General features: G+C 67.1%; 15 protein-coding genes. 12 read left to right on the top strand and 3 right to left on the bottom strand.

What is annotated here, in order from left to right; genetic code table 11:
- Positions 1-41: 41 nt before the first annotated feature.
- From dinB to IHE57_RS09030, 3 genes are all read left to right on the top strand, one after another.
- Positions 42-1,280, top strand: coding sequence for a DNA polymerase IV (gene dinB, locus IHE57_RS09040; RefSeq protein ID WP_209324675.1), 1,239 nt, complete (start codon positions 42-44; stop codon positions 1,278-1,280).
- A 128-nt stretch (positions 1,281-1,408) separates the two neighbouring features.
- Positions 1,409-1,816, top strand: a complete 408-nt coding sequence (locus tag IHE57_RS09035) for a DUF3040 domain-containing protein (RefSeq protein ID WP_209324676.1) — start codon at positions 1,409-1,411, stop codon at positions 1,814-1,816.
- A 37-nt stretch (positions 1,817-1,853) separates the two neighbouring features.
- Positions 1,854-2,489 carry a YdcF family protein gene (locus tag IHE57_RS09030; RefSeq protein WP_366933911.1) on the top strand — a complete coding sequence of 212 codons (636 nt, stop codon included), beginning with the start codon at positions 1,854-1,856 and terminating at the stop codon, positions 2,487-2,489.
- A 36-nt stretch (positions 2,490-2,525) separates the two neighbouring features.
- On the opposite strand, the gene IHE57_RS09025 is transcribed toward IHE57_RS09030, so the two are convergent.
- Genes IHE57_RS09025 through IHE57_RS09015 form a run of 3 tightly spaced genes read right to left on the bottom strand, consistent with a single transcriptional unit; the run spans position 2,526 to position 7,196 of the window.
- Positions 2,526-5,051: a transglutaminase TgpA family protein gene (locus IHE57_RS09025; RefSeq protein WP_253720094.1), complete on the bottom strand. Its 2,526-nt coding sequence runs from the start codon at positions 5,049-5,051 to the stop codon at positions 2,526-2,528.
- On the bottom strand, positions 5,048-6,202 hold the full coding sequence (locus tag IHE57_RS09020) for a DUF58 domain-containing protein (protein ID WP_209372549.1): 1,155 nt from the start codon (positions 6,200-6,202) through the stop codon (positions 5,048-5,050). The genes IHE57_RS09025 and IHE57_RS09020 overlap by 4 nt, the downstream gene beginning before the upstream one ends.
- 4 nt (positions 6,203-6,206) lie before the next feature.
- The gene (locus IHE57_RS09015; RefSeq protein WP_209324679.1) at positions 6,207-7,196 is read right to left on the bottom strand and encodes an AAA family ATPase; all 990 of its coding nucleotides are present in this window, start codon (positions 7,194-7,196) and stop codon (positions 6,207-6,209) included.
- Between the two features lie 482 nt (positions 7,197-7,678).
- On the opposite strand from IHE57_RS09015, the gene mraZ reads away from it, so the two are divergent.
- The 9 genes from mraZ (at position 7,679) to ftsW (ending at position 18,839) form a co-directional block, all read left to right on the top strand.
- Positions 7,679-8,110, top strand: coding sequence for a division/cell wall cluster transcriptional repressor MraZ (gene mraZ / locus IHE57_RS09010; protein ID WP_135809778.1), 432 nt, complete (start codon positions 7,679-7,681; stop codon positions 8,108-8,110).
- Positions 8,111-8,276: 166 nt separating this feature from the next.
- Complete coding sequence (gene rsmH, locus IHE57_RS09005) at positions 8,277-9,239, top strand: 16S rRNA (cytosine(1402)-N(4))-methyltransferase RsmH (RefSeq protein ID WP_209324680.1); 963 nt, start codon at positions 8,277-8,279, stop codon at positions 9,237-9,239.
- Positions 9,236-9,802, top strand: coding sequence for a cell division protein FtsL (ftsL, locus tag IHE57_RS09000; protein WP_209324681.1), 567 nt, complete (start codon positions 9,236-9,238; stop codon positions 9,800-9,802). Before rsmH ends, ftsL begins: the two co-directional genes overlap by 4 nt.
- Before the next feature lie 81 nt (positions 9,803-9,883).
- Positions 9,884-11,665: a peptidoglycan D,D-transpeptidase FtsI family protein gene (locus IHE57_RS08995; RefSeq protein WP_253720092.1), complete on the top strand. Its 1,782-nt coding sequence runs from the start codon at positions 9,884-9,886 to the stop codon at positions 11,663-11,665.
- Positions 11,665-13,248 (top strand): UDP-N-acetylmuramoyl-L-alanyl-D-glutamate--2,6-diaminopimelate ligase, encoded by a 1,584-nt coding sequence (locus IHE57_RS08990; protein WP_246475823.1) that lies wholly within the window; start codon positions 11,665-11,667, stop codon positions 13,246-13,248. Before IHE57_RS08995 ends, IHE57_RS08990 begins: the two co-directional genes overlap by 1 nt.
- Before the next feature lies 1 nt (position 13,249).
- Entirely contained in the window at positions 13,250-14,716 is a 1,467-nt protein-coding gene (locus IHE57_RS08985) for a UDP-N-acetylmuramoyl-tripeptide--D-alanyl-D-alanine ligase (RefSeq protein WP_209324683.1), read from the top strand.
- The gene (mraY, locus tag IHE57_RS08980; protein ID WP_209324684.1) at positions 14,713-15,801 is read left to right on the top strand and encodes a phospho-N-acetylmuramoyl-pentapeptide-transferase; all 1,089 of its coding nucleotides are present in this window, start codon (positions 14,713-14,715) and stop codon (positions 15,799-15,801) included. Before IHE57_RS08985 ends, mraY begins: the two co-directional genes overlap by 4 nt.
- Positions 15,773-17,317, top strand: coding sequence for a UDP-N-acetylmuramoyl-L-alanine--D-glutamate ligase (gene murD / locus IHE57_RS08975; protein ID WP_209372547.1), 1,545 nt, complete (start codon positions 15,773-15,775; stop codon positions 17,315-17,317). Before mraY ends, murD begins: the two co-directional genes overlap by 29 nt.
- Position 17,318: 1 nt before the next feature.
- Positions 17,319-18,839: a putative lipid II flippase FtsW gene (gene ftsW / locus IHE57_RS08970; protein ID WP_209372545.1), complete on the top strand. Its 1,521-nt coding sequence runs from the start codon at positions 17,319-17,321 to the stop codon at positions 18,837-18,839.

Raw genomic sequence — 18,839 nt, 5'->3', positions numbered from 1 at the left:
ACTGTTCGGCGGAGCCGAAAGGAACGAGCGAGGGGCAGGCGATGAGTCGGAAGCAGCTGGCACGGTCCGGAGGTGATCTGAGCCGACTCGGCACGGATGACTCCGGTGCCACCATGCTCCACCTCGACATGGATTCGTTCTTCGTCTCCGTCGAGCTCCTCAGCCGTCCGGAGCTCATCGGGCGACCGGTCATCGTCGGCGGGCGAAGCGGTCGGGGCGTCGTGGTCTCGGCCAGCTACGAGGCGCGCGAGTTCGGCGTCCACGCTGCTATGCCGATGTCCCGGGCGATGGATCTGTGCCCCATCGCCGAGGTGATCCCGCCCTCCCACGGCCTGTACTCCGCCTTCTCCCGACAGGTCTTCGAGCTCGTCGCCGAGGTGACCCCCGACGTCCGTCAGGTCAGCGTCGATGAAGCCTATGTCGACGTCTCCGGTGCGGTGCGCCGACTCGGCCCCCCGGTGACGATCACCTCGCAGCTGCGGGCGCAGATCAAGGAGCGGACCGGTCTGAGCGCCTCGGTGGGGATCGCCGGCAGCCAAGTCGTCGCCAAGCTCGCCTCCGCCAGAGCGAAACCCGACGGGCAGCTTCTGGTCCCTCTCGCGAAGACCCAGGCATTCCTCGATCCGATGCCGATCGAGGCGCTGCCGGGGGTGGGGGAGAAGACGCAGCAGGCGTTCTCCCGGTACGGCATCCGTCTCATCGGCGATCTCGCGGCCGTCGAGGAAGCCTGGGCCGCGCGAGTCTTCGGCGCTCATGGGCACCATCTCTGGCGCAGCGCCCACGGGTGGGACTCCGCGGGCTTCGATCGACAGGCCAAGGACCATTCGATCAGTGCGGAGAACACCTTCTCCGAGGACATCTGGGATCTCGGTATGCTCGAACACGAACTCCTGCGCCTGGCCGACAAGGTCGCCTACCGGGTCCGTGCGGAGGGGAAGGTGGCGACGACATTGGGACTGAAGTACCGGCTCGGCGATTTCACCACTCTGTCGAGGTCGGTGACGCTGTCGGCGCCGACGGACCTTGCCAGAGAGATGTACGAGGCGCTGCGGCCGGCGGTGCGGAAGCTGCGCGAACAGCGGACCCAGGGCGTGAGGCTGCTCGGAGTCAGGGCCGCGGGTCTCATCGACTTCGCGGTCACCGGACGGCAAGCGACCTTGGACGAACCGGAGCATTCGGGGCGCGAGGCCGAGGTGGCGTTGGACGAAGTGAGGCGCCGATTCGGGACCGAAGCGATCTCTCAGGCCTCACTTCTGCGCAGACGCTCGGACTCCTCCTGACCGGTGAGCTGGACCATAGTCTGAAGACCCAGTGGGAATCCGGGCCCTGAGCGACTCCCGAGATGTTTTTTCGGTGCTCAGAGACTATGATTGAGGCAAAGGCCTGAGTAGGGAAACGGGGGTTCGAGATGCCACTCTCCGATCACGAACAGCAGCTGTTGGATCAGCTGGAGAAGCAGCTGCGCAGTGAAGACCCTCGTTTCGCACGCAATATTTCGGAAACCCAAGCCGCGGCCACCGGGCCGGGGTTCTCCGCCAAGCGCTTTGTGCTCGGCATCCTCATCGCTCTGGTCGGGCTGGCCGCGACCATCCTCGCGATCTCGCTCGTGTCCAGCTCGGTGTGGTGGATCGCTCTCGGCGTCGTCGGATTCGGCCTCATGGTCACCGGGATGTACTGGGCGTTCAGCCGCCCGGGGCAAGGGCACACGAGCCGAACAAATTCGAAGAGCGCCGGCGGGAAATCCGATTCCAAGGGAAGCGCCGGATTCATGAGCCGGCTCGAAGACCGGTGGGAAAAGCGCCAGCGCGGCGAATGACCCCGGCTCGACCGAACAAGGCACTCTCATCATGAGAGTGCCTTCTTCTGTCTCCGGCCCCACGCTCACCGGCGGCGTCGCCATCGGCCTCCTCGCCGCCGTCTTCGCCTTCGGAGAGATCACCCATCTGCGATCGAGCAGACGTCGCCTGGGAACGACGAGATCCAGCACCGGAAGCGACCAGATCATCGTGGTCCTCGGCTTTCGCAACTCGGGAGTGCGGGCGAACTGGCTCAATCGTTTCCGAGTCAGGGCCGGCCTGCGCTCGATCGACCCCACGGCGCGATCGGCGGTCGTCGTCTTCTGCGGCGGCGCCGTCGGCGGACGGGTGCCCGAGGCTCGGCTGCTCGAACGCTATGCGCGTGAGGAGCTCGGCTACACCGGTCGTGTGCTGTTGGAGACCGACAGCGCAACGACATGGGAGAACATCGCCGAAGCGGTCCCGCTCATCGACGAGGTGCTGCGGCCCGATTCGACGATCAGCATCGCCTCGAACTCCCACCACGCGGAGAAGGCACGCGACCATCTCTGGCAGCTGCGGCCCGACCTCGGGCGCAGGCTCGTCGCCGGAGCCGACTACCGGTTCGGTGAGCTGCCGTTCGTCAAGCCGATCGCCGCTGCGCGCGGGCTGCTGGCACTGCGGACGCTCGACCGCGAGAAAGCTGCGCTCTAAGGCGGGACGGCCGCGGGAGCCGGCCCCGGACAGATCTCAGCGCGGGGGATCGAAGAGGCTGGCCGGCCAGATCTTCGCCGAAATCCGGCTTCCCGGTGTCGCCCGTTCGGACAGATCCGTGCCCACCTCATCGATGAGCGCCTGCACTTCGGAGGAGTCGAGCGACTCGGCCGCGGCGCCGTAGCGCTGGGCCTCGAGCGCATCGACGAACGCCGAGAGCGCGGTGTCCTCGCGCTCCTGCCCCGTCGTTCCGGCGGGGGCCGGAGCGTGCAGACGTCGCAGACGGTCGTCGACGTGGGCATATGAAGAGGTTCCGGACGGATCTGCTGCGCCGGAGGGGCCCGCGGCAGCGGACGAGCCGGCAGCCACCTCGGCGGCGGACTTGCGTGGAGGCTCGCCGGTCGCCGGGTCGATCCCCGCCGAACCCTTCGCAGCCGCAGCGGAGCCGTTGTCCGCGGCCGTGCTCTCGGCACCTGCCGCCGAGCCTCGGGCGCCGCCTTCGACCGAGGCGGCCCCGGCGAGGACGAGCTCGTTGAAGCGCAGCGTCCGACTCGGATCGAGGCTCTGGCCGTAGTCGGTGGCCAAGGCACGCACCTCGGTCCACACCGCCTCGAGGTCGTGCGGATCCTTCGTCCGGCGCGAACGCAGGATCGAACGCCAGATGGCGGGAATCGCGGCGAGCAGCAGCAGGCCGAGCACGATGACTCCGGCCCACAGATAGGTGCCGATGTTCGCGCCGGCCGGTTCGGCCGCCTCGGTGCTCGTGGCCTCGTCGCTCGGCTCATCGGATCCGTCACCAGAAGACTTCGAGGCCTTATCGGTCGGTTCCTCGCTGGGGCTCGCCGACTCCGACTCCTCGCTCGACTCATCCTGCTTCTCACCGCTGGCCAGGGTCCACTTCGGCGGATCGCCGGCAGGACCGCCGGGAGTGGGCTCGAAGCGCACCCAACCGGTGCCTTCGAAGTAGAGTTCGGGCCAGGCGTGCGAATCCTGCATGCTCACGTCATAGCCCCCGTCGGCCTTCTCTCCGCCGGCGAAGCCGACACCGATGCGCGCGGGGATCCCCATCGTCCGGGCCATGATCGTCATGGCCGAGGAGAACTGGACGCAATAGCCCTTCTTATCGTTGAGGAAGTCCGAGATCGCGTCCCCGCTGGCCCGGTCCGGGGCATCGAGTGAGTACTCGAAATCGCCGCCGCGGAAGTAAGCCTGGAGCAGGACCGCGGCCTCCCACTGGTTGTCCGCATCGGCAGTGACCTCTTCGGCGGTCTCCTTGACGCTCTTGGGCAGAGAATCGGGGATCGCGAGCTCGGTCTCGAAGTCATCCTCGTTGACCGGAGTCGCGGTTTTGAGGTCCTTGGCCGAGGGGTTGGGGGACAGATAGGTCATCGAGTACTGCAGACCGCCGGTCTTCTCACCGTTGCCCACGACCGTCAGGGTCTTCTCGTCGAAGATCCATCGTCTGTCGAGCCCGTCCGGCTGCTGCGGCGCATAGGGCGAGGGCAGGTACTGCTGGTCGTAGTCGTCGTCGATGTCGACGTCGATGGTCTCCTTCTCGAAGTTCTTGTCCCGCGGCAGACCCTCCGGCCACGGCATGCCGTCGGTCGCGATGGCGAAGGGGTCGAGGCTGAACGAACTCGGTGCCCAGTTCTCGCCGTCGAAGTCGTCGATCGAAGTGAGGCGGATCGGCTCCGATTCCGAACCCGTGGTGTCATAGCTGAACAGCCGGGCATCATCGCGTTCGCCGAGGTTCTGACGCAGATCGAGGAAGGGGTTCGTCACCGTCAGGTCGCCCTGCTTGTTCGAAGCACGATCGGGCAGGGTCGGCACCGGCGGCAGCAGCAGGGGCAGACCGATGCCGATCGCCAGGGCCAGACCACCGGCGAGAGCCGCGGTCATTCCGCCGCGCCAGCGAGTCGCGGGCAGATAGGGGCTGAGCATGAGCAGCAGGAATGCCGCGAGGATCGCGACGATATGCCACCAGCGCACCTCCTGAGGTGCGAAGTAGACGGGGATCATCCACAGCACGAGCAGGAGCACACCGCCGACCTTCGGCGCCCTGAGGTCGGAGACCAGGCCGTCGATGAGGATCGTGATGAGGGTGAAGGCGATCGTCAGCATCGCGGTGAAGCCCGGCGTGCTGGCGGCTGGGGGAGCGGTGGCATAGAGATCGTTCACGCCCTGAGAGAGCAGGTCGATGACCGTTCCGAACGACTCGCCGGTCGGGATGAAGCCGAGCAGCAGAGAGCCTTTGGCGCAGACGACGAAGACGGCGATGAGGCTGGCCACGCACTGCGCGATGACCGCGGTGCCGCTGGAGCGCAGCACCGGCACGCTGCGGAAGACGGCGCCGACGAGGACGACGAGTCCGACGGCCACGAGTACGGGGGCCAACCAGGCGAGGTCCTTGAACACCGCGGAGATGGCCACGGCCGTGAGCGTCATGGCAGCGAAGACGATGATCGCCTCGAGCCAGCCGGTCGCCGGGCGCGAGTCGTGCGCCGATGCGGAGTCCCGGGCAGGCGGTTCCTGCGAGGGGGCGGGGGAGGCGTCGAGGCTCATCGTCCCACCCGCTTCGACTCGAACGTCGTCCAGGACTCGGGCAGGTCCTCACTGAGGCCCATCATCGTCATATCGCCGATCTCGCTGAGCGTGCGCACTGTGACGGGCACGCGACGAGAGAAGTGCGAGGCGAGTTCCTGACCGCGCTGATCTCCGATGGAGCAGATGACGATGTGGTTCGGATTGTCGTGTGCCGGCAGTTCGACCCTGCCCGGCCGAACGAGAGCGGAGAGAAGGCGCAGCTTGTCGATGTCACGCGCTCCTTTGAATCTGATTTCGTGTCCGGGAGCGACGACGAAGACCTCGTAGTCGGCTCTGAGGAATGCGGTGCCGGCCGCAGCGGCTGCGGCCAGGAGGAACTCGACCTCGAGGTCGGTCGGTTCCGCGTCCGCCTCGTCGGCGGCGAGGTCGATGACGATGAGTGCGTAGAGCGTCTCCTCGTCGGCCTCGTGGCGGACCATGAGCTCACCGAACTTCGCGGTCGAGGGCCAGTGCACGTGCCGCAGGTCGTCACCGGGCACGTATTCCCGGGTGTGGAAGTCACGCGTCGTATGTCCCGACCGGATCTTCCCCTCGTCGAGACGCGCGGGACGGATGGACGAGTCCTTCGGGATGCGCGCGCCGAGCACCGGCACGGACACGGCGACCGGGAAGGCTCCGCGGACCTTCCGCTTCATCTTCACCAGGCCGAAGGGCCCGTAGACGGTGATGAGCACGGCCTCGATGCCGCTGACGCCGCGGCGGTTGGGCGTGAAGGAGGTGAGCACGGTCTGCGAAGCGCGATGGGCCAGAGGCGGCACCTCTCCGGAGGTGGAATCGCCGAAGCCCTCGGTCGCGACGAAGTCGATCGTCGACGCAGGGATCGCGAGCTGACCGATATTGGTCACCCGCGCCTCGATCTCGACCTCTTTGCCCTCGGCGGCCAGAGGGTAGCGGTCGCGGGAGCGGGACAGCGCCACCTCGGGCAGGGACGTGCTCAGCGTGATCGAGACCCGCCGGGTGCCCCAGGCGATCAGCAGAGCCGAGAGCAGGACGAGCCCGAGCAGGAGGAGACCCGCTGGGAGCAGTCCGGGCAGCGCGAAGCGGTAGGCCGCGATGATCAGCGCCGCCCCGGCGAGGACGAAGATGATTCCTGAGGTGCTCAGTCGCATGCCGTCACTGGTTCGTCGAGACGGGCACGCGTGAGAGCACACGGCCGATGAGCTCGGTCGCCAGCTCCGAGTCGTCGCCGTCGCGGGGGATGATGCGATGAGCGAGGATATAGGGGGCCAGCGCCTGCACATCGTCGGGGGTGACGAAGGTTCGACCCGACAGCGCCGCACGGGCCTTGGCCGCCCGCAGCAGGTGGACGCCTCCGCGGGGCGAGCTGCCGAGCAGGATCGCCTGATCGTCGCGGCTGGCTTGGAGGATCGCCACGATGTACTCGCGCAGCTGCCTGCTCGCCGAGACGTGGCGGACGATGCTGCGGGCCTGGGTGATCTGCTCGAGGTTCGTCACTGCGGAGGCTGACTCGAGCGGGTCGTTCTGGATCTGGTTGTCCAGCAGGTCGACCTCATCGGACGTGGCCGGGTAGCCCAGTGAGATCCGGGTGAGGAAGCGGTCGCGCTGCGCCTCGGGAAGGGCGTAGGTGCCCTCCATGTCGATCGGGTTCTGCGTGGCGACCACGATGAATGGCGTGGGCATCGGATAGGTCTGACCGTCGATTGTCGCCTGGCCCTCAGCCATGCACTCGAGCATCGCCGACTGGGTCTTCGGCGAGGCGCGGTTGATCTCATCGGCGATGACGATGTTCGCGAAGACCGGACCCTGTCGGAACTCGAAATGGCGGGTCTCCTGATTGAACAGGTTGACGCCGACGACATCGGTGGGCAGCAGGTCCGGGGTGAACTGGATGCGACGGACGGAGCCGTCGACGACCTTGCCCATCGCTCGGGCCAGCAGTGTCTTGCCGACTCCCGGGACGTCCTCGAGGAGGACGTGACCGCCGGCGAGCAGAGCGATGAGGGAGAGTCCGACCGCTTCGTCCTTGCCTTCGAGGACAGCGTTCATGGCGGTGCGTGCCCGGGAGGTCAGATGCTGGACCCATTCGATGTGCTGCGCACCGATCACGGAATTGGTCTGTGTACCTTCTTGGCTGATCGACATACCCTCCATTGTTCCCTATGCCCGGGGCTCCGGCCACACGAGGTTCTCTCAGCTTCCGAACCGCTCCGGCGGGCCCTGCGAACCCGCCTCCATCTCGCTCCCCACTTCCCTCCCCACTTCGCTCCCCGCATCCCTCCCCACTTCGCTCCCCACTTCCCTCCACGCCGACCCTCCACTTTCCTCCCCACTTCGCTCCACCTCGGTGGGGGAGAGCGGCGGGATCCGCGCCATCTTGCGGATCCCGACCCCCTCAGCCCTTCCCCGTCGAGGGTGTCCGCCCACCGTATTGACCCTCGTCCGGAGTTCCGGAGGAGCCGTTGCGACGCACCGACACGAAAAAATCCCCACTTTCCTCCACGTACCTGACCTGGGAAAACGTGGAAGTTTGCACACCGATGGGGTAAAACGCTGGAATACGTGGAGGGAAGTGGAGTACTGTGGTTGCTATCGGAGCCGATGGGTTTCGAAAGGGGTGAGACGACATGTTCTTGGGCACTCATATGCAGAAGCTCGATGACAAGGGTCGGCTCATCCTGCCCGCAAAGTTCCGCGAGGAGCTGTCGCCCGGACTCGTCCTCACTCGTGGCCAGGAGAACTGCCTCACCCTGTTCCCCACCACGGAGTTCGAAGCCGAGCACGAGCGAATCCAGAACGCGCCGAAGACGAATAAGGAAGCCCGCGATTACCAGCGTGTGTTCCTGTCGGCGGCATTTGCGGACCAACCGGACAAACAGGGGCGCATCACGGTCCCGAACATATTGCGGCAGTACGCATCACTGACACGGGAAGTCGCAGTGATCGGCATGGGCAACCGAGTCGAGATCTGGGACGCACCGACCTGGGAGGACTACCTCGTCGGCGCTCAGCAGGCCTTCGCCGAACGCGAGGAGGAGGTGATCCCCGGAGTGATCTGATTCTGCTCGGGTTTGATCCTTGCCCGCCGCGCTCGAGTTTCGGGGAACTTCCCCGTTTCCGAAGCTCGGACGTCCTGACACACTTCCCCGGTGCCAGGGCCGCGGCGGACAAGGTTCTGGCTCCAGCAGCGCACCCCATGACCACCCACGCACGAAGGAACCACGCATGACAGCTCAGCACGTACCGGTGCTCCTCGAGCGCGTGGTCGAACTCATCGGCGTCGGCGTGGAAGCCGCCCGGGCGGCCGGACTCACCCCCGTGGTCGTCGACGGCACCCTGGGCATGGGCGGCCACGCAGAGGCTGTCCTCAGCGCTTTCGACGATGTCCACCTCGTCGGCATCGACCGCGACCTCCAGGCCATCGAGATCGCCGCCGAGCGACTGGCGCCCTTCGCCGATCGCACCGACATCGTCCACGCCGTCGACGACGAGCTGCCCGAGATCCTCGAGGACCTCGGCATCGATTCCATCAGCGCGATCCTGCTCGACCTCGGCGTGTCCTCGCTGCAGCTGGACGAGGACGACCGCGGTTTCTCCTACGCCCGGCCCGCGCCGCTGGACATGCGCATGGACCGGACTCAGGAGCTCACCGCCGCCGAGGTGCTCGCCACCTACTCCGAGGCCGAGCTTCGCCGCATCCTGCGTGACTACGGCGAAGAGAAGCTGGCGGGGAAGATCGCGAAGATCATCGTCAGCGACCGCGAGCACACCCCGTGGAAGACCTCCGACCAGCTCGCGGCCATGCTCGGCCGAGTGATCCCGCAGACGAAGAAGAAGTCCCACCCCGCCAAACGCACCTTCCAGGCCCTGCGCATCGAGGTCAACGACGAACTCGGCGTGCTGCGCACAGCGCTGCCGGCCGCACTCGAAGCACTGCACATCGGGGGAGTGGCGGTCATCGAGTCCTATCAGTCGCTCGAGGACACGATCGTGAAGAAGACCTTCCGGTCAGCCACCACCTCCTCGGCGCCGCCGGACCTTCCGGTGGTCCCCGAAGAGCACCAGCCCTGGCTGGTCGAGATCATCCGCGGGGCCGAGATGGCCGATTCGGACGAAGCAGAGAACAATCCGCGGGCGGCGAGCGTCCGCCTGCGGGCCGTGCAGAAGATCAGGGAGGCACGATCGTGAGGAATTCCCAGGCGACCGCGAGTCAGACCCACTTCACCGAACGCTTCCGCCGGCTCGAGGAGACCGGCGGCGCTCCGAGCACGCCGAAGCTGCGCCTGCTCAAGTTCGAACTGCCGAAGTCGCGCCTGCCATTCTCGCTCATGTGCGTGGCGATCCTCGTGGCCACCCTCGTGGCCGTGCTGCTGCTCAACATCTTCGTGTCCCACACGTCCTACAAAGTCGACCAGCTGACGTCCGAGAAAGAGGCGCTGGCCGAGCAGAAGGACCGCCTCGTCGAGGACAATTCGTACCGGGAGTCCCCGCAGAACATCGCCGTCGCCGCCGAAGAGCTCGGCCTCGTCCGCGACTCATCGCCGGAGTTCCTCGATGCGAAGACCGGCGAGATCATCGACGCGCCGGGAATCGACGTCTCCGGTGAGAAAGAGCCCACAGTCGTGCCCGGGCCGCGCGCCGATACACGAGAAGACCTGCGGCCCAATCTACGATCGGATGAGAAGCTCCCGGTCGTCGGGGGCAGCCCGAGCAACGACGTTGCGGCTCCGAGCCAGGAGTCCCCGAAGTAGTTCGAGCTCACCGGGAACAGGGAACGGCCTGATCGCCCGCGGAACCATTCGCCGACAGAGCTAAGGACCAAGGACAGTGCAATGGGCCCAGCCAAGATCCGACTGAAGAAGAAGCGCACAGGCACCGGGCCCAACCTGCGCCTGCGGATGGGCATCATCGCCGCGCTGTCGATCCTCGCCCTCCTCATCACCTCCGTGCGGCTCGTGTCCATTCAGGGCATGGACTCGATGAAGCTCGCCGAGAAGGCTCTGTCCAATCGCCTCGTCACCCGCACCCTGCCGGCCGACCGCGGACAGATCGTGGCCTCCGACGGCACCGTGCTCGCCGACAGCGTCTCCCGCTATCAGCTCGTCGTCGATCAGCAGAACGTCGCCCAGTACGAGGTCGACGGCAAGCTCGTCGGCGCCTGGGGCGCGGCCGAGGCGCTGGCGAAGCCGCTCAACACCGACCCGGGCCTGCTCTACCCGAAACTCGTCGGCGACAAACGCTGGAACCCCGTGGCCAAAGGGCTGACCTCCGAGACCTGGCGTGCGGTGGAGAAGCTCGACGTCCTCGGCGTCTCCGCCGAAGAGTACGCGGTGCGCTCCTATCCCGCCGGCGGAGTCGCCGGCAACCTCGTCGGCTTCCTCAGCTCCGACGGCACCGCTCAGGCTGGCCTCGAGATGGCCTATGACGACGAACTGTCCGGCACCGACGGACAGCAGCAGTACGAGCGCGGCGCCCGCGGCGAGATCATCCCGCTCGGCGACAACAACATCAAGGACGCCGTCGACGGAAAAGGGCTGCAGACGACCATCGACCCGGACCTGCAGTACTACGCGCAGCAGGCCATCGAGGAGCAGCGCCAGAAGCACAAGGCCGAATCCGCCTCGATCGTGATCAAGGAGGTCGATTCCGGTCGGATCCTCACCGCCGCCGACGCCCCCACGGTCGACCCGAACTCACCGGGCAAGGTCGACGGGGACGATCGCGGCTCCCGGATCTTCACCGATATGTTCGAACCCGGATCGACTGCGAAGATGGTCACCGCGGCCGCTCTGCTCGACCAGGGCCTCGTCACCCCGGAGCAGGAATTCACAGTGCCCGACAAGTGGAAGGCGCCGAACGGCGAGGAGTTCCGCGACTCCCATGACCACCCCGACGAGAAGCTCACCTTCGCCGGCATCCTCGCGCAGTCGTCCAACACCGGCACGATCCTCGCCGGCCAGAAGCTCAGCGAGGCCCAGCGCTACGAATACATGAAGAAGTTCGGCTTCGGCTCCACCTCGGGCATCGGCTTTCCGGCCGAGACCGGAGGCATCCTCCACCCGTACAGGGATTGGGACGGGCGCACGAAGTACACAGTGATGTTCGGCCAAGGTGTGGCCGCGAACGCGCTGCAGACCACCGACGTCATCGCGACCATCGCGAACGGGGGAGTGCACGTGCCCTCCAGGCTGGTCGACGGCATGATCTCACCGAACGGCCAGACCCTCTCGACCCCTCCGGGAGAGACGCAGCGGGTCGTGAGCGAGAAGGCCGCCGACCAGACGCTGCGGATGCTCGAGGGCGTCGTCGCCGAAGGCACCGGCAAGTCCGCCCAGGTCTCCGGCTACCGGGTGGCCGGCAAGACCGGTACGGCACAGGCACCCGCCGCCGAGGGCGGAGGCTATGACGGCTACACAGCCTCGTTCGTGGGCGTGCTGCCGGCCGAGGACCCGCAGCTGGCGATCTCCGTGACTTTGCAGAGGCCCAGAAAGGGCTACTACGGTGGACAGGCCGCAGCCCCCGTGTTCTCCGATGTCGCGGGCTTCGCGATGCGGCACCTGAAGATCCCCCCGTCGACTGAGAAGCCCGACCTGCCTGCTCGAGAATGGAAATGATGCGTCTTTCACAGCTGCTGCCGATCGCTCCCGGCACCCTCCACGGCGATCCCGACACGGAGGTCACGGGAGTCTCCCACGACTCGCGCGCGGTCTCACCCGGTCAGCTCTACGCTGCGCTGCCGGGAGCGAACGTGCACGGTGCGAAATTCGCCCCCCAGCTCATCCGCTCCGGCGTCGACGCGGTCCTCACCGACGCCGCCGGCTGGGACCTCATCACCGAGGCCCTGTCCGGCAGCGAGGAGGACCGGACCCGGCTGGCCGAAATGTCCGCGCTCATCGTCGAAGCACCGCGCGCGGTGCTCGGGTTCGTCTCGGCCGCCGTCTACGGCACGACTTCGGTGCCCGAACTCATCGGCGTCACCGGCACGAACGGGAAGACGACGACGACCTACCTCGCCGACGGGATGCTCGCGGCTCTCGGCCATCGCACCGCCGTCATCGGCACTGTGGCCATCCTCATCGCCGGAGACACCGTGCCGAGCGTGCGGACCACGCCCGAGGCCCCCGAGCTGCACGCCCTGTTTCAGAAGATGCGGGCTGCCGAAGTCGACACCTGCTCGATGGAGGTCTCCTCGCATGCGCTGAGCCAGCACCGGGTCGACGGAGCCCGCTTCTCAGTCGCCGGCTTCACCAACCTGTCCCAGGACCACCTCGACTTCCACAACACGATGGAAGAGTACTTCGAGGCCAAGGCACAGCTGTTCACCCGCACCTTCTCCGACCGCGCAGTCATCGTCGTCGAAGACGAGTGGGGTGAGCGGATGGTCGCGGCCGCGCAGGTGCCGGTGCGCACGCTCGGCCGGGACGAGCGCAGCCAGTGGCGCATCGAGCACACACCGGGACAGGCGGAGTTCACGCTCCACCTCGGCGCTCCGGGCGAGGACACGACCGCGGTCCGGCTCCGCTCGCCGCTGCCGGGCGACTTCAACGTCACGAACACCGCCCTGGCCGCAGCCATGCTCATCGAATCCGGTGTCAGTCCTGCGGAGATCGACGCCATCGGCGCAAGCTTCGCGGCCACGGTCCCCGGCCGGATGGAGATCATCGACGTGTCCGGCCCGCGCGCGCTCGAACAGTCCCACCCCGAACTCCTGCCGCGGGCCATCGTCGACTATTCGCACACTCCCGACGCGATCGCGAAGGCGCTGGCGACTCTCCACGCCGACAGCGAGGAGCTCGTCATCGTCTTCGGCGCCGGCGGTGACCGCGATCGGGGCAAGCGGTTCGGCATGGGACAGGCGGCGGCGCGCGAGGCGGATGTGATCGTTCTCACCGACGACAATCCCCGCACCGAGGATCCTGCCGCGATCCGTGCGGCGATCAGGGAGGGCATCGACGCCGAGATCGCAGATGGACGCGCGCGTGTGAAAAAGATCATCGAGGTCCCCGATCGGGGGCGCGCCATCGACGAGGCGATCGCCTTCGCGGACCCGTCATCCACCGTGATCATCGCGGGCAAGGGGCATGAAACCGGCCAGACGGTCGGCACCACCGTGACCGACTTCGACGACCGGGCGAGGACACGCTCGGCGCTGTCCATGCGGCTGGGCGGCGAACAACCAGGTAAAGTTCACAGATGATATGAAGCGACTGACTGCAGCCGAGATCGCAACCGCCCTGAACGGTGAGTTGTACGGCATCGACCCCGAGACCCCTCTGACCGCCGGTGTGGTGACCGATTCGAGAGAAGTCGGACCCGGCGACATCTACATTGCCCGCCGAGGCGAGAGCTTCGACGGCATCGAATTCGCCGCGGCCGCCATCGAGGCGGGTGCGGCACTCGTCATCGGCGAATCCGTCCCCACCGTCGACGACGAAGCCCTGCCCACCGTCGTCGTGGCCGATGCCACCGAGGCGCTGGGCCAGCTGGCCAAACACAGCATCGAGGGCCTGCGCTCCGATGGTGAACTCACCGTCATCGCGATCACCGGCTCCGTGGGCAAGACCACCGTCAAGGACCTCGCCGCCGACCTGCTGGCGGGCGCAGCCGAGACGGTGTGGCCGCCGAACTCATACAACAACGAAGTCGGCGTGCCGCTGACGGCGCTGCGAGCCGGGGAGTCCACTCGCTTCCTCGTCCTCGAGATGGGGGCCCGCTCCATCGGCAACCTCGCTTACCTGACGAGCCTGATCCGACCCGACATCGCCGTCGAGCTCGCCGTCGGCACCGCCCACTCCGGTGTGTTCGGCTCGATCGAGAACACGGCCCGGGCCAAGGCCGAACTCGTCGAATCGCTGACGGCCGGCTCGACCGCGATCCTCAACGCCGATGACTCCCGTGTGGCCGGAATGCGCGAGGTGCTCGCCCCCGAGGTCGAGACCCTGTGGTTCTCCCAGCGCGAATCGCTGCCGGAATGGGTGGGCGAGGACGATGCGGTGGTCCGCAGCACCGCGATGACCACGGACGCCTCCGGCCATCCGACCTTCACCTTGACCCTGCCCGGGGAGGAACCGCAGGAGGTGCGCCTGGCGCTGATCGGCGAACACCACGTCGGCAACGCCCTGGCCGCGGCCGCCATCGCCCACGCCTGCGGCGTCGGGACCAAATCGATCGTGACCACGCTGTCGACCTCCTCGGCTGCCAGTCGGTGGCGGATGGAGCTCATCGACTCGCCCTCGGGCGTGACCGTGCTCAACGACGCCTACAATGCGAACCCCGAATCCATGCGCGCCTCTCTGAAGACCCTGGCCTCGATGGGCCGCGGGGACGAGGAGAGCCGTCCGCGCCGCACCTTCGCCGTGCTCGGCGAGATGCTCGAACTCGGCGAGGAGTCCGTGGCCGCGCATTCGGCGATCGGCGAACTCGTGGTCCGCCTCAACATCACCCGCACCATCGTCGTAGGCGAAGGCGCGAAGCCGATCTTCAACGCCGCGAACCTCGAAGGCTCCTGGGGCAACGAGGCGACCTGGGTCGCCACCGCCGCCGAAGCGAAGGATCTGCTGGGCGCGGAACTCGCGCCCGGAGACATCGTCCTGTTCAAATCCTCGCGAGACGCCGGTCTGCGCTACCTCGGGGATGAAATCGCCGGTGTATCGGGGGCCCAATGATCGCCGTACTGCTCGCAGCCTGCCTGGCTCTCATCCTGGCGCTGGTCGGCACTCCGCTGTTCATCCGCGTGCTCGTCAAGCAGGGATACGGCCAGTTCGTCCGTGACGACGGTCCGACCTCGCACGCCACGAAGCGCGGCACCCCGACCATGGGCGGAGTCGTCATCATCGGCGCCGCCGTGCTCGCCTACCTCCTCGGGCACCTGTTCACCGGCTCGGTGCCCACGGCCTCGGGACTGCTCGTGCTGTGGCTGGCCGGGGGGCTCGGCGTCGTCGGTTTCCTCGACGACTTCATCAAGATCAAGAAGCAGCGGTCACTGGGTCTGCGGCCGGTGCCCAAACTCATCGGCCAGGGCTTCGTCGGAATCTCGTTCGCGGTGCTCGCACTGCAGTTCCCGAATTCCTTCGGCGAGACCCCGGCCTCGACGAAGATCTCGTTCATCCGGGACACGAACCTCGACCTCGCCTTCGGTTCGGCGCTGCTCGGGCTCATCCTGTTCGTCATCTGGGCGAACCTCATCGTCACAGCGGTCTCGAACGCGGTCAACCTCACCGACGGCCTCGACGGACTCGCCGCCGGCGCCTCGGTGGTCGTGTTCGCCGCCTACGTCGTCATCGGCACCTGGCAGTCGACCCAGAACTGCAACCTCATGTCCGAGGCCACGAACGCCTGCTACTACATGCGCGACCCCCGTGACCTCGCCATGGTCGCCGGAGCCATGGCGGCCGCCTGCTTCGGCTTCCTGTGGTTCAACACCTCGCCCGCGAAGATCTTCATGGGCGATACCGGCTCACTGGCGCTCGGCGGAGCCTTCGCGGGGCTGGCGATCATGTCGCGCACCGAACTGCTCCTCATCGTCCTCGGCGGGCTCTTCGTCCTCATCACCCTGTCGGTGATCATCCAGGTCGCTTCCTTCAAGACCACCGGCAAACGTGTGTTCAGGATGGCGCCGCTGCAGCACCACTTCGAGCTCAAGGGCTGGGCGGAAGTGACGATCGTGGTCAGGTTCTGGATTATCGCCGCGCTCTTCGTCATCGCCGGCATCTGCCTCTTCTATGCCGAATGGGTGTCCCGAGTTGGCTGAGAACCGTCCCACCGACGCCGAGATCCCGGCCGCGCTCAGCGGGCCGAGCTCCTCCCTGGACGGCCTGCGCATCCTGGTCACGGGGCTGGGAGTCACGGGCTTCCCCGCGGCCGTCCACCTCGGCGAACGCGGAGCCGATGTCATCGTCATCGACGGCGACGACACCTCGGACGTCAGCGAGAAGACGCAGATCCTCGAGGTCTTCGATGTCGACATCCGCCGCGGCCCCGAACACGTCGAGGCACTGCCCGAGGGACGGATCGACCTCGTCGTGACCTCACCGGGATGGCGCCCGGACCAGCCGGTCCTCGCCGCGGCCGCCGCAGCCGGCGTCCCGGTCATCGGGGAGGTCGAACTCGCCTGGCGGATCCGCGGCACCAACGACGCGAAATGGCTGGCGATCACCGGCACGAACGGCAAGACGACGACCACAACGATGCTCGAATCGATGCTGATCGCGGCCGGGCTCAACGCCAAGGCCTGCGGCAACATCGGCACCCCTCTGCTCGAAGCCGTGCTCGAACCCGGACTCGAGGTGCTCGCGATCGAGCTCTCGAGCTTCCAGCTGCACTGGCAGGAGTCGATGAGCGCCGACGCCGCGGCCGTGCTCAACATCGCCCCCGACCATCTCGACTGGCACGGCAGCGCCGAGGCCTATGCTGCCGACAAGGCGAAGATCTATCACAACGCCAAACTCGCCTGTGTCTACAACTGCGCCGATGAGGCGACCCTGCATATGGTCGAGGATGCCGACGTCATCGAGGGAGCCAAGGCCATCGGCTTCACCACCGGGGTGCCCCGTCCCGGCGAACTCGGCGTCGTCGAGGACCTGCTCGTCGATCGGGCATTCATCCCGCAGCGCTACTCCTCGGCCGCGGAGCTCGCCGCCGTCTCCGACGTCGCGATCGCCACGGGCGTCGAGGGCAGCGAGCCCGCCGCCCATCAGGTGGCCAACGCTCTGGCCGCGGCCTGCCTCGCCCGGGCCATCGACGTGCCGGGCCAGGCGATCTCCGCGGGACTGCGCAAGCATTCGCTCGGCGCCCATCGCATGGTCACCGTGGCCGAGGCCGACGGGATCCGCTGGGTGGATGACTCGAAGGCGACGAACACTCATGCCGCCGATGCATCCCTGGCCAGCTTCGACAGGATCATCTGGATCGCCGGCGGACTGCCCAAGGGAGCCGACTTCACCTCGCTGTTCAACGACCACGGCGATCGGATCAAGGCACTGGTGCTCATCGGCGCAGACGATTCGGCTTTCCGTGAGGCGATCGCCGCGACCGTGCCCGACCTCGAGGTGATCCGGATCGAACCGGCCCTGGCCGTCGACTCCGGCGTCCCCAAGCGCCGCGGCGAGGCCGTGGCCGCAGCCGCCGTGGCCGTGGCCGCTGACTGCGCCGAGGCCGGCGACACCGTGCTGCTGGCCCCGGCGGCGGCGAGCATGGACCAGTTCCTCAACTACAACACGCGCGGCGAGCTGTTCGCCGAGGCCGTCCACAACCGCCTGGGGTGCTGAGATGGGCCGGCAGACCACCGCGAAGGCGGATGCACGCCGCCGCCGGAAGACAGCGAAGAAGTCCAAGGCGACTTCTGCGCCCGGTGCGACGAAGACGGCCGGAGCGAAGACGGCTGCCTCCCGCGGATCTGCCGCCGCGACGACCACGGCCACGAAGCCGGCCACGGCCACGGCCACGAAGACGACCACGGCCACGAAGCCGGGCGCGAAGAAGCCCGCCGTGAAGAAGCCCGCTGCGAGCAGACCGACCGCTGCGAAGGAGCGAGGCGCGAGGAACGCCTCGGTCCTCAGGCACGCCTGGACGACTCTGCGGGAGGACTTCGCCCGTGTCTCCGCCTATCCGCTGACGACCTACTACCTCATCCTCGTCTCGGTGCTCGCACTGACCGGCCTGGGACTGGTCATGGTGCTCTCGGCATCCTCGATCACCTCCTACGACGGAGGAGAGGGCTCCTCCTTCGCCTACTTCAACAAGCAGGCGATGTTCGCCGGGGTCGGCATCGCGCTCATGTTCGCGGCCAGCCTCATGCCGCTGGTCGTGTGGCGGAGCATCGCATGGTGGGCGATGCTCGGCGGCATCGTCCTGCAGGCCTGCGTCTTCGTTCCCGGTTTCGGGAAGTCCACCAAGGGCAATGCGAACTGGATCGGCTTCGGCGGCTTCCAGATCCAGCCCTCCGAATTCCTCAAGGTCGCCCTGGCCCTGTGGCTCGGCCTCATCCTCGCCCAGAAGTTCGGCAAGATGACGACCTTCGGCCACGCCATGATCCCTGTCGTGCCCGGTGTGCTCGTCGCCGTCGGGCTCGTCGTCGGCGGCAATGACCTCGGCACCGGCCTCGTCCTCATGGCCATGGCCGTCGTCTGCCTGTTCATCGGCGGCTTCCCGACTAAGTACTTCTTTCTGCTGGGCAGCATCCTGACCGCCGCCGTCGTGTTCTTCGTCCTCAGCTCCGAGAACCGGCTCAAGCGCATCCAGGCCATGCTCACCGGTCATGCCGACCAGTCCGCGGCCGACACCATGGGGCAGGCCTGGCAGTCCAACCACGGACTGTTCTCCTTGGCCTCCGGCGGCTGGCTCGGGGTCGGACTCGGCGCCAGCCGGGAGAAATGGTCCTGGCTTCCCGAAGCCCACAACGACTTCATCTTCGCGATCATCGGCGAAGAGCTCGGCCTCATCGGCAGCCTCATCGTCGTCTTCGTCTTCGGCGTTCTCGGCTACGGGATGATCCGTGTGGTCATGCGATCGCAGAACCTCATGGTCCAGGTCGCCACCGCCGGCTACTTCGCCCTGCTCATCGGACAGGCCGCCATCAACATCGGCGTCGTGACCGGGCTGCTGCCGGTGATCGGGCTGCCCCTGCCCTTCGTGTCCTACGGCGGTTCGTCGATCATCGCCTCGCTGCTGGCCGTGGGTGTGCTGCTGTCGTTCGCCCGCAGCGAACCGGGCGCCGAGGCGGCCATCGCCGTCCACCGGGATCGCCTGCGATCCTCGTTCGCCGTGCTTGCCCGCAAGAGAAGGAAATGA

The sequence above is a fragment of the Brevibacterium renqingii genome (assembly GCF_017808105.1).
GTDB classification, from domain to species: Bacteria; Actinomycetota; Actinomycetes; order Actinomycetales; family Brevibacteriaceae; genus Brevibacterium; species Brevibacterium renqingii.
The sequence above is the reverse complement of the archived record's forward strand: the minus strand, read 5'-3'. Positions and strand labels throughout refer to the sequence as shown.

Bases quoted from the DNA above. Each gene is read 5' to 3' on its own strand.
- IHE57_RS09020 (WP_209372549.1), bottom strand. From the start codon at position 6,202: ATGCGACTGAGCACCTCAGGAATCATCTTCGTCCTCGCCGGGGCGGCG.
- IHE57_RS09035 (WP_209324676.1), top strand. From the start codon at position 1,409: ATGCCACTCTCCGATCACGAACAGCAGCTGTTGGATCAGCTGGAGAAG.
- murD (WP_209372547.1), top strand. From the start codon at position 15,773: ATGCCGAATGGGTGTCCCGAGTTGGCTGAGAACCGTCCCACCGACGCC.
- IHE57_RS09025 (WP_253720094.1), bottom strand. From the start codon at position 5,051: ATGAGCCTCGACGCCTCCCCCGCCCCCTCGCAGGAACCGCCTGCCCGG.
- IHE57_RS08990 (WP_246475823.1), top strand. From the start codon at position 11,665: ATGCGTCTTTCACAGCTGCTGCCGATCGCTCCCGGCACCCTCCACGGC.
- IHE57_RS08995 (WP_253720092.1), top strand. From the start codon at position 9,884: ATGGGCCCAGCCAAGATCCGACTGAAGAAGAAGCGCACAGGCACCGGG.
- dinB (WP_209324675.1), top strand. From the start codon at position 42: ATGAGTCGGAAGCAGCTGGCACGGTCCGGAGGTGATCTGAGCCGACTC.
- IHE57_RS08985 (WP_209324683.1), top strand. From the start codon at position 13,250: ATGAAGCGACTGACTGCAGCCGAGATCGCAACCGCCCTGAACGGTGAG.
- mraY (WP_209324684.1), top strand. From the start codon at position 14,713: ATGATCGCCGTACTGCTCGCAGCCTGCCTGGCTCTCATCCTGGCGCTG.
- rsmH (WP_209324680.1), top strand. From the start codon at position 8,277: ATGACAGCTCAGCACGTACCGGTGCTCCTCGAGCGCGTGGTCGAACTC.
- mraZ (WP_135809778.1), top strand. From the start codon at position 7,679: ATGTTCTTGGGCACTCATATGCAGAAGCTCGATGACAAGGGTCGGCTC.
- IHE57_RS09015 (WP_209324679.1), bottom strand. From the start codon at position 7,196: ATGTCGATCAGCCAAGAAGGTACACAGACCAATTCCGTGATCGGTGCG.
- ftsW (WP_209372545.1), top strand. From the start codon at position 17,319: ATGGGCCGGCAGACCACCGCGAAGGCGGATGCACGCCGCCGCCGGAAG.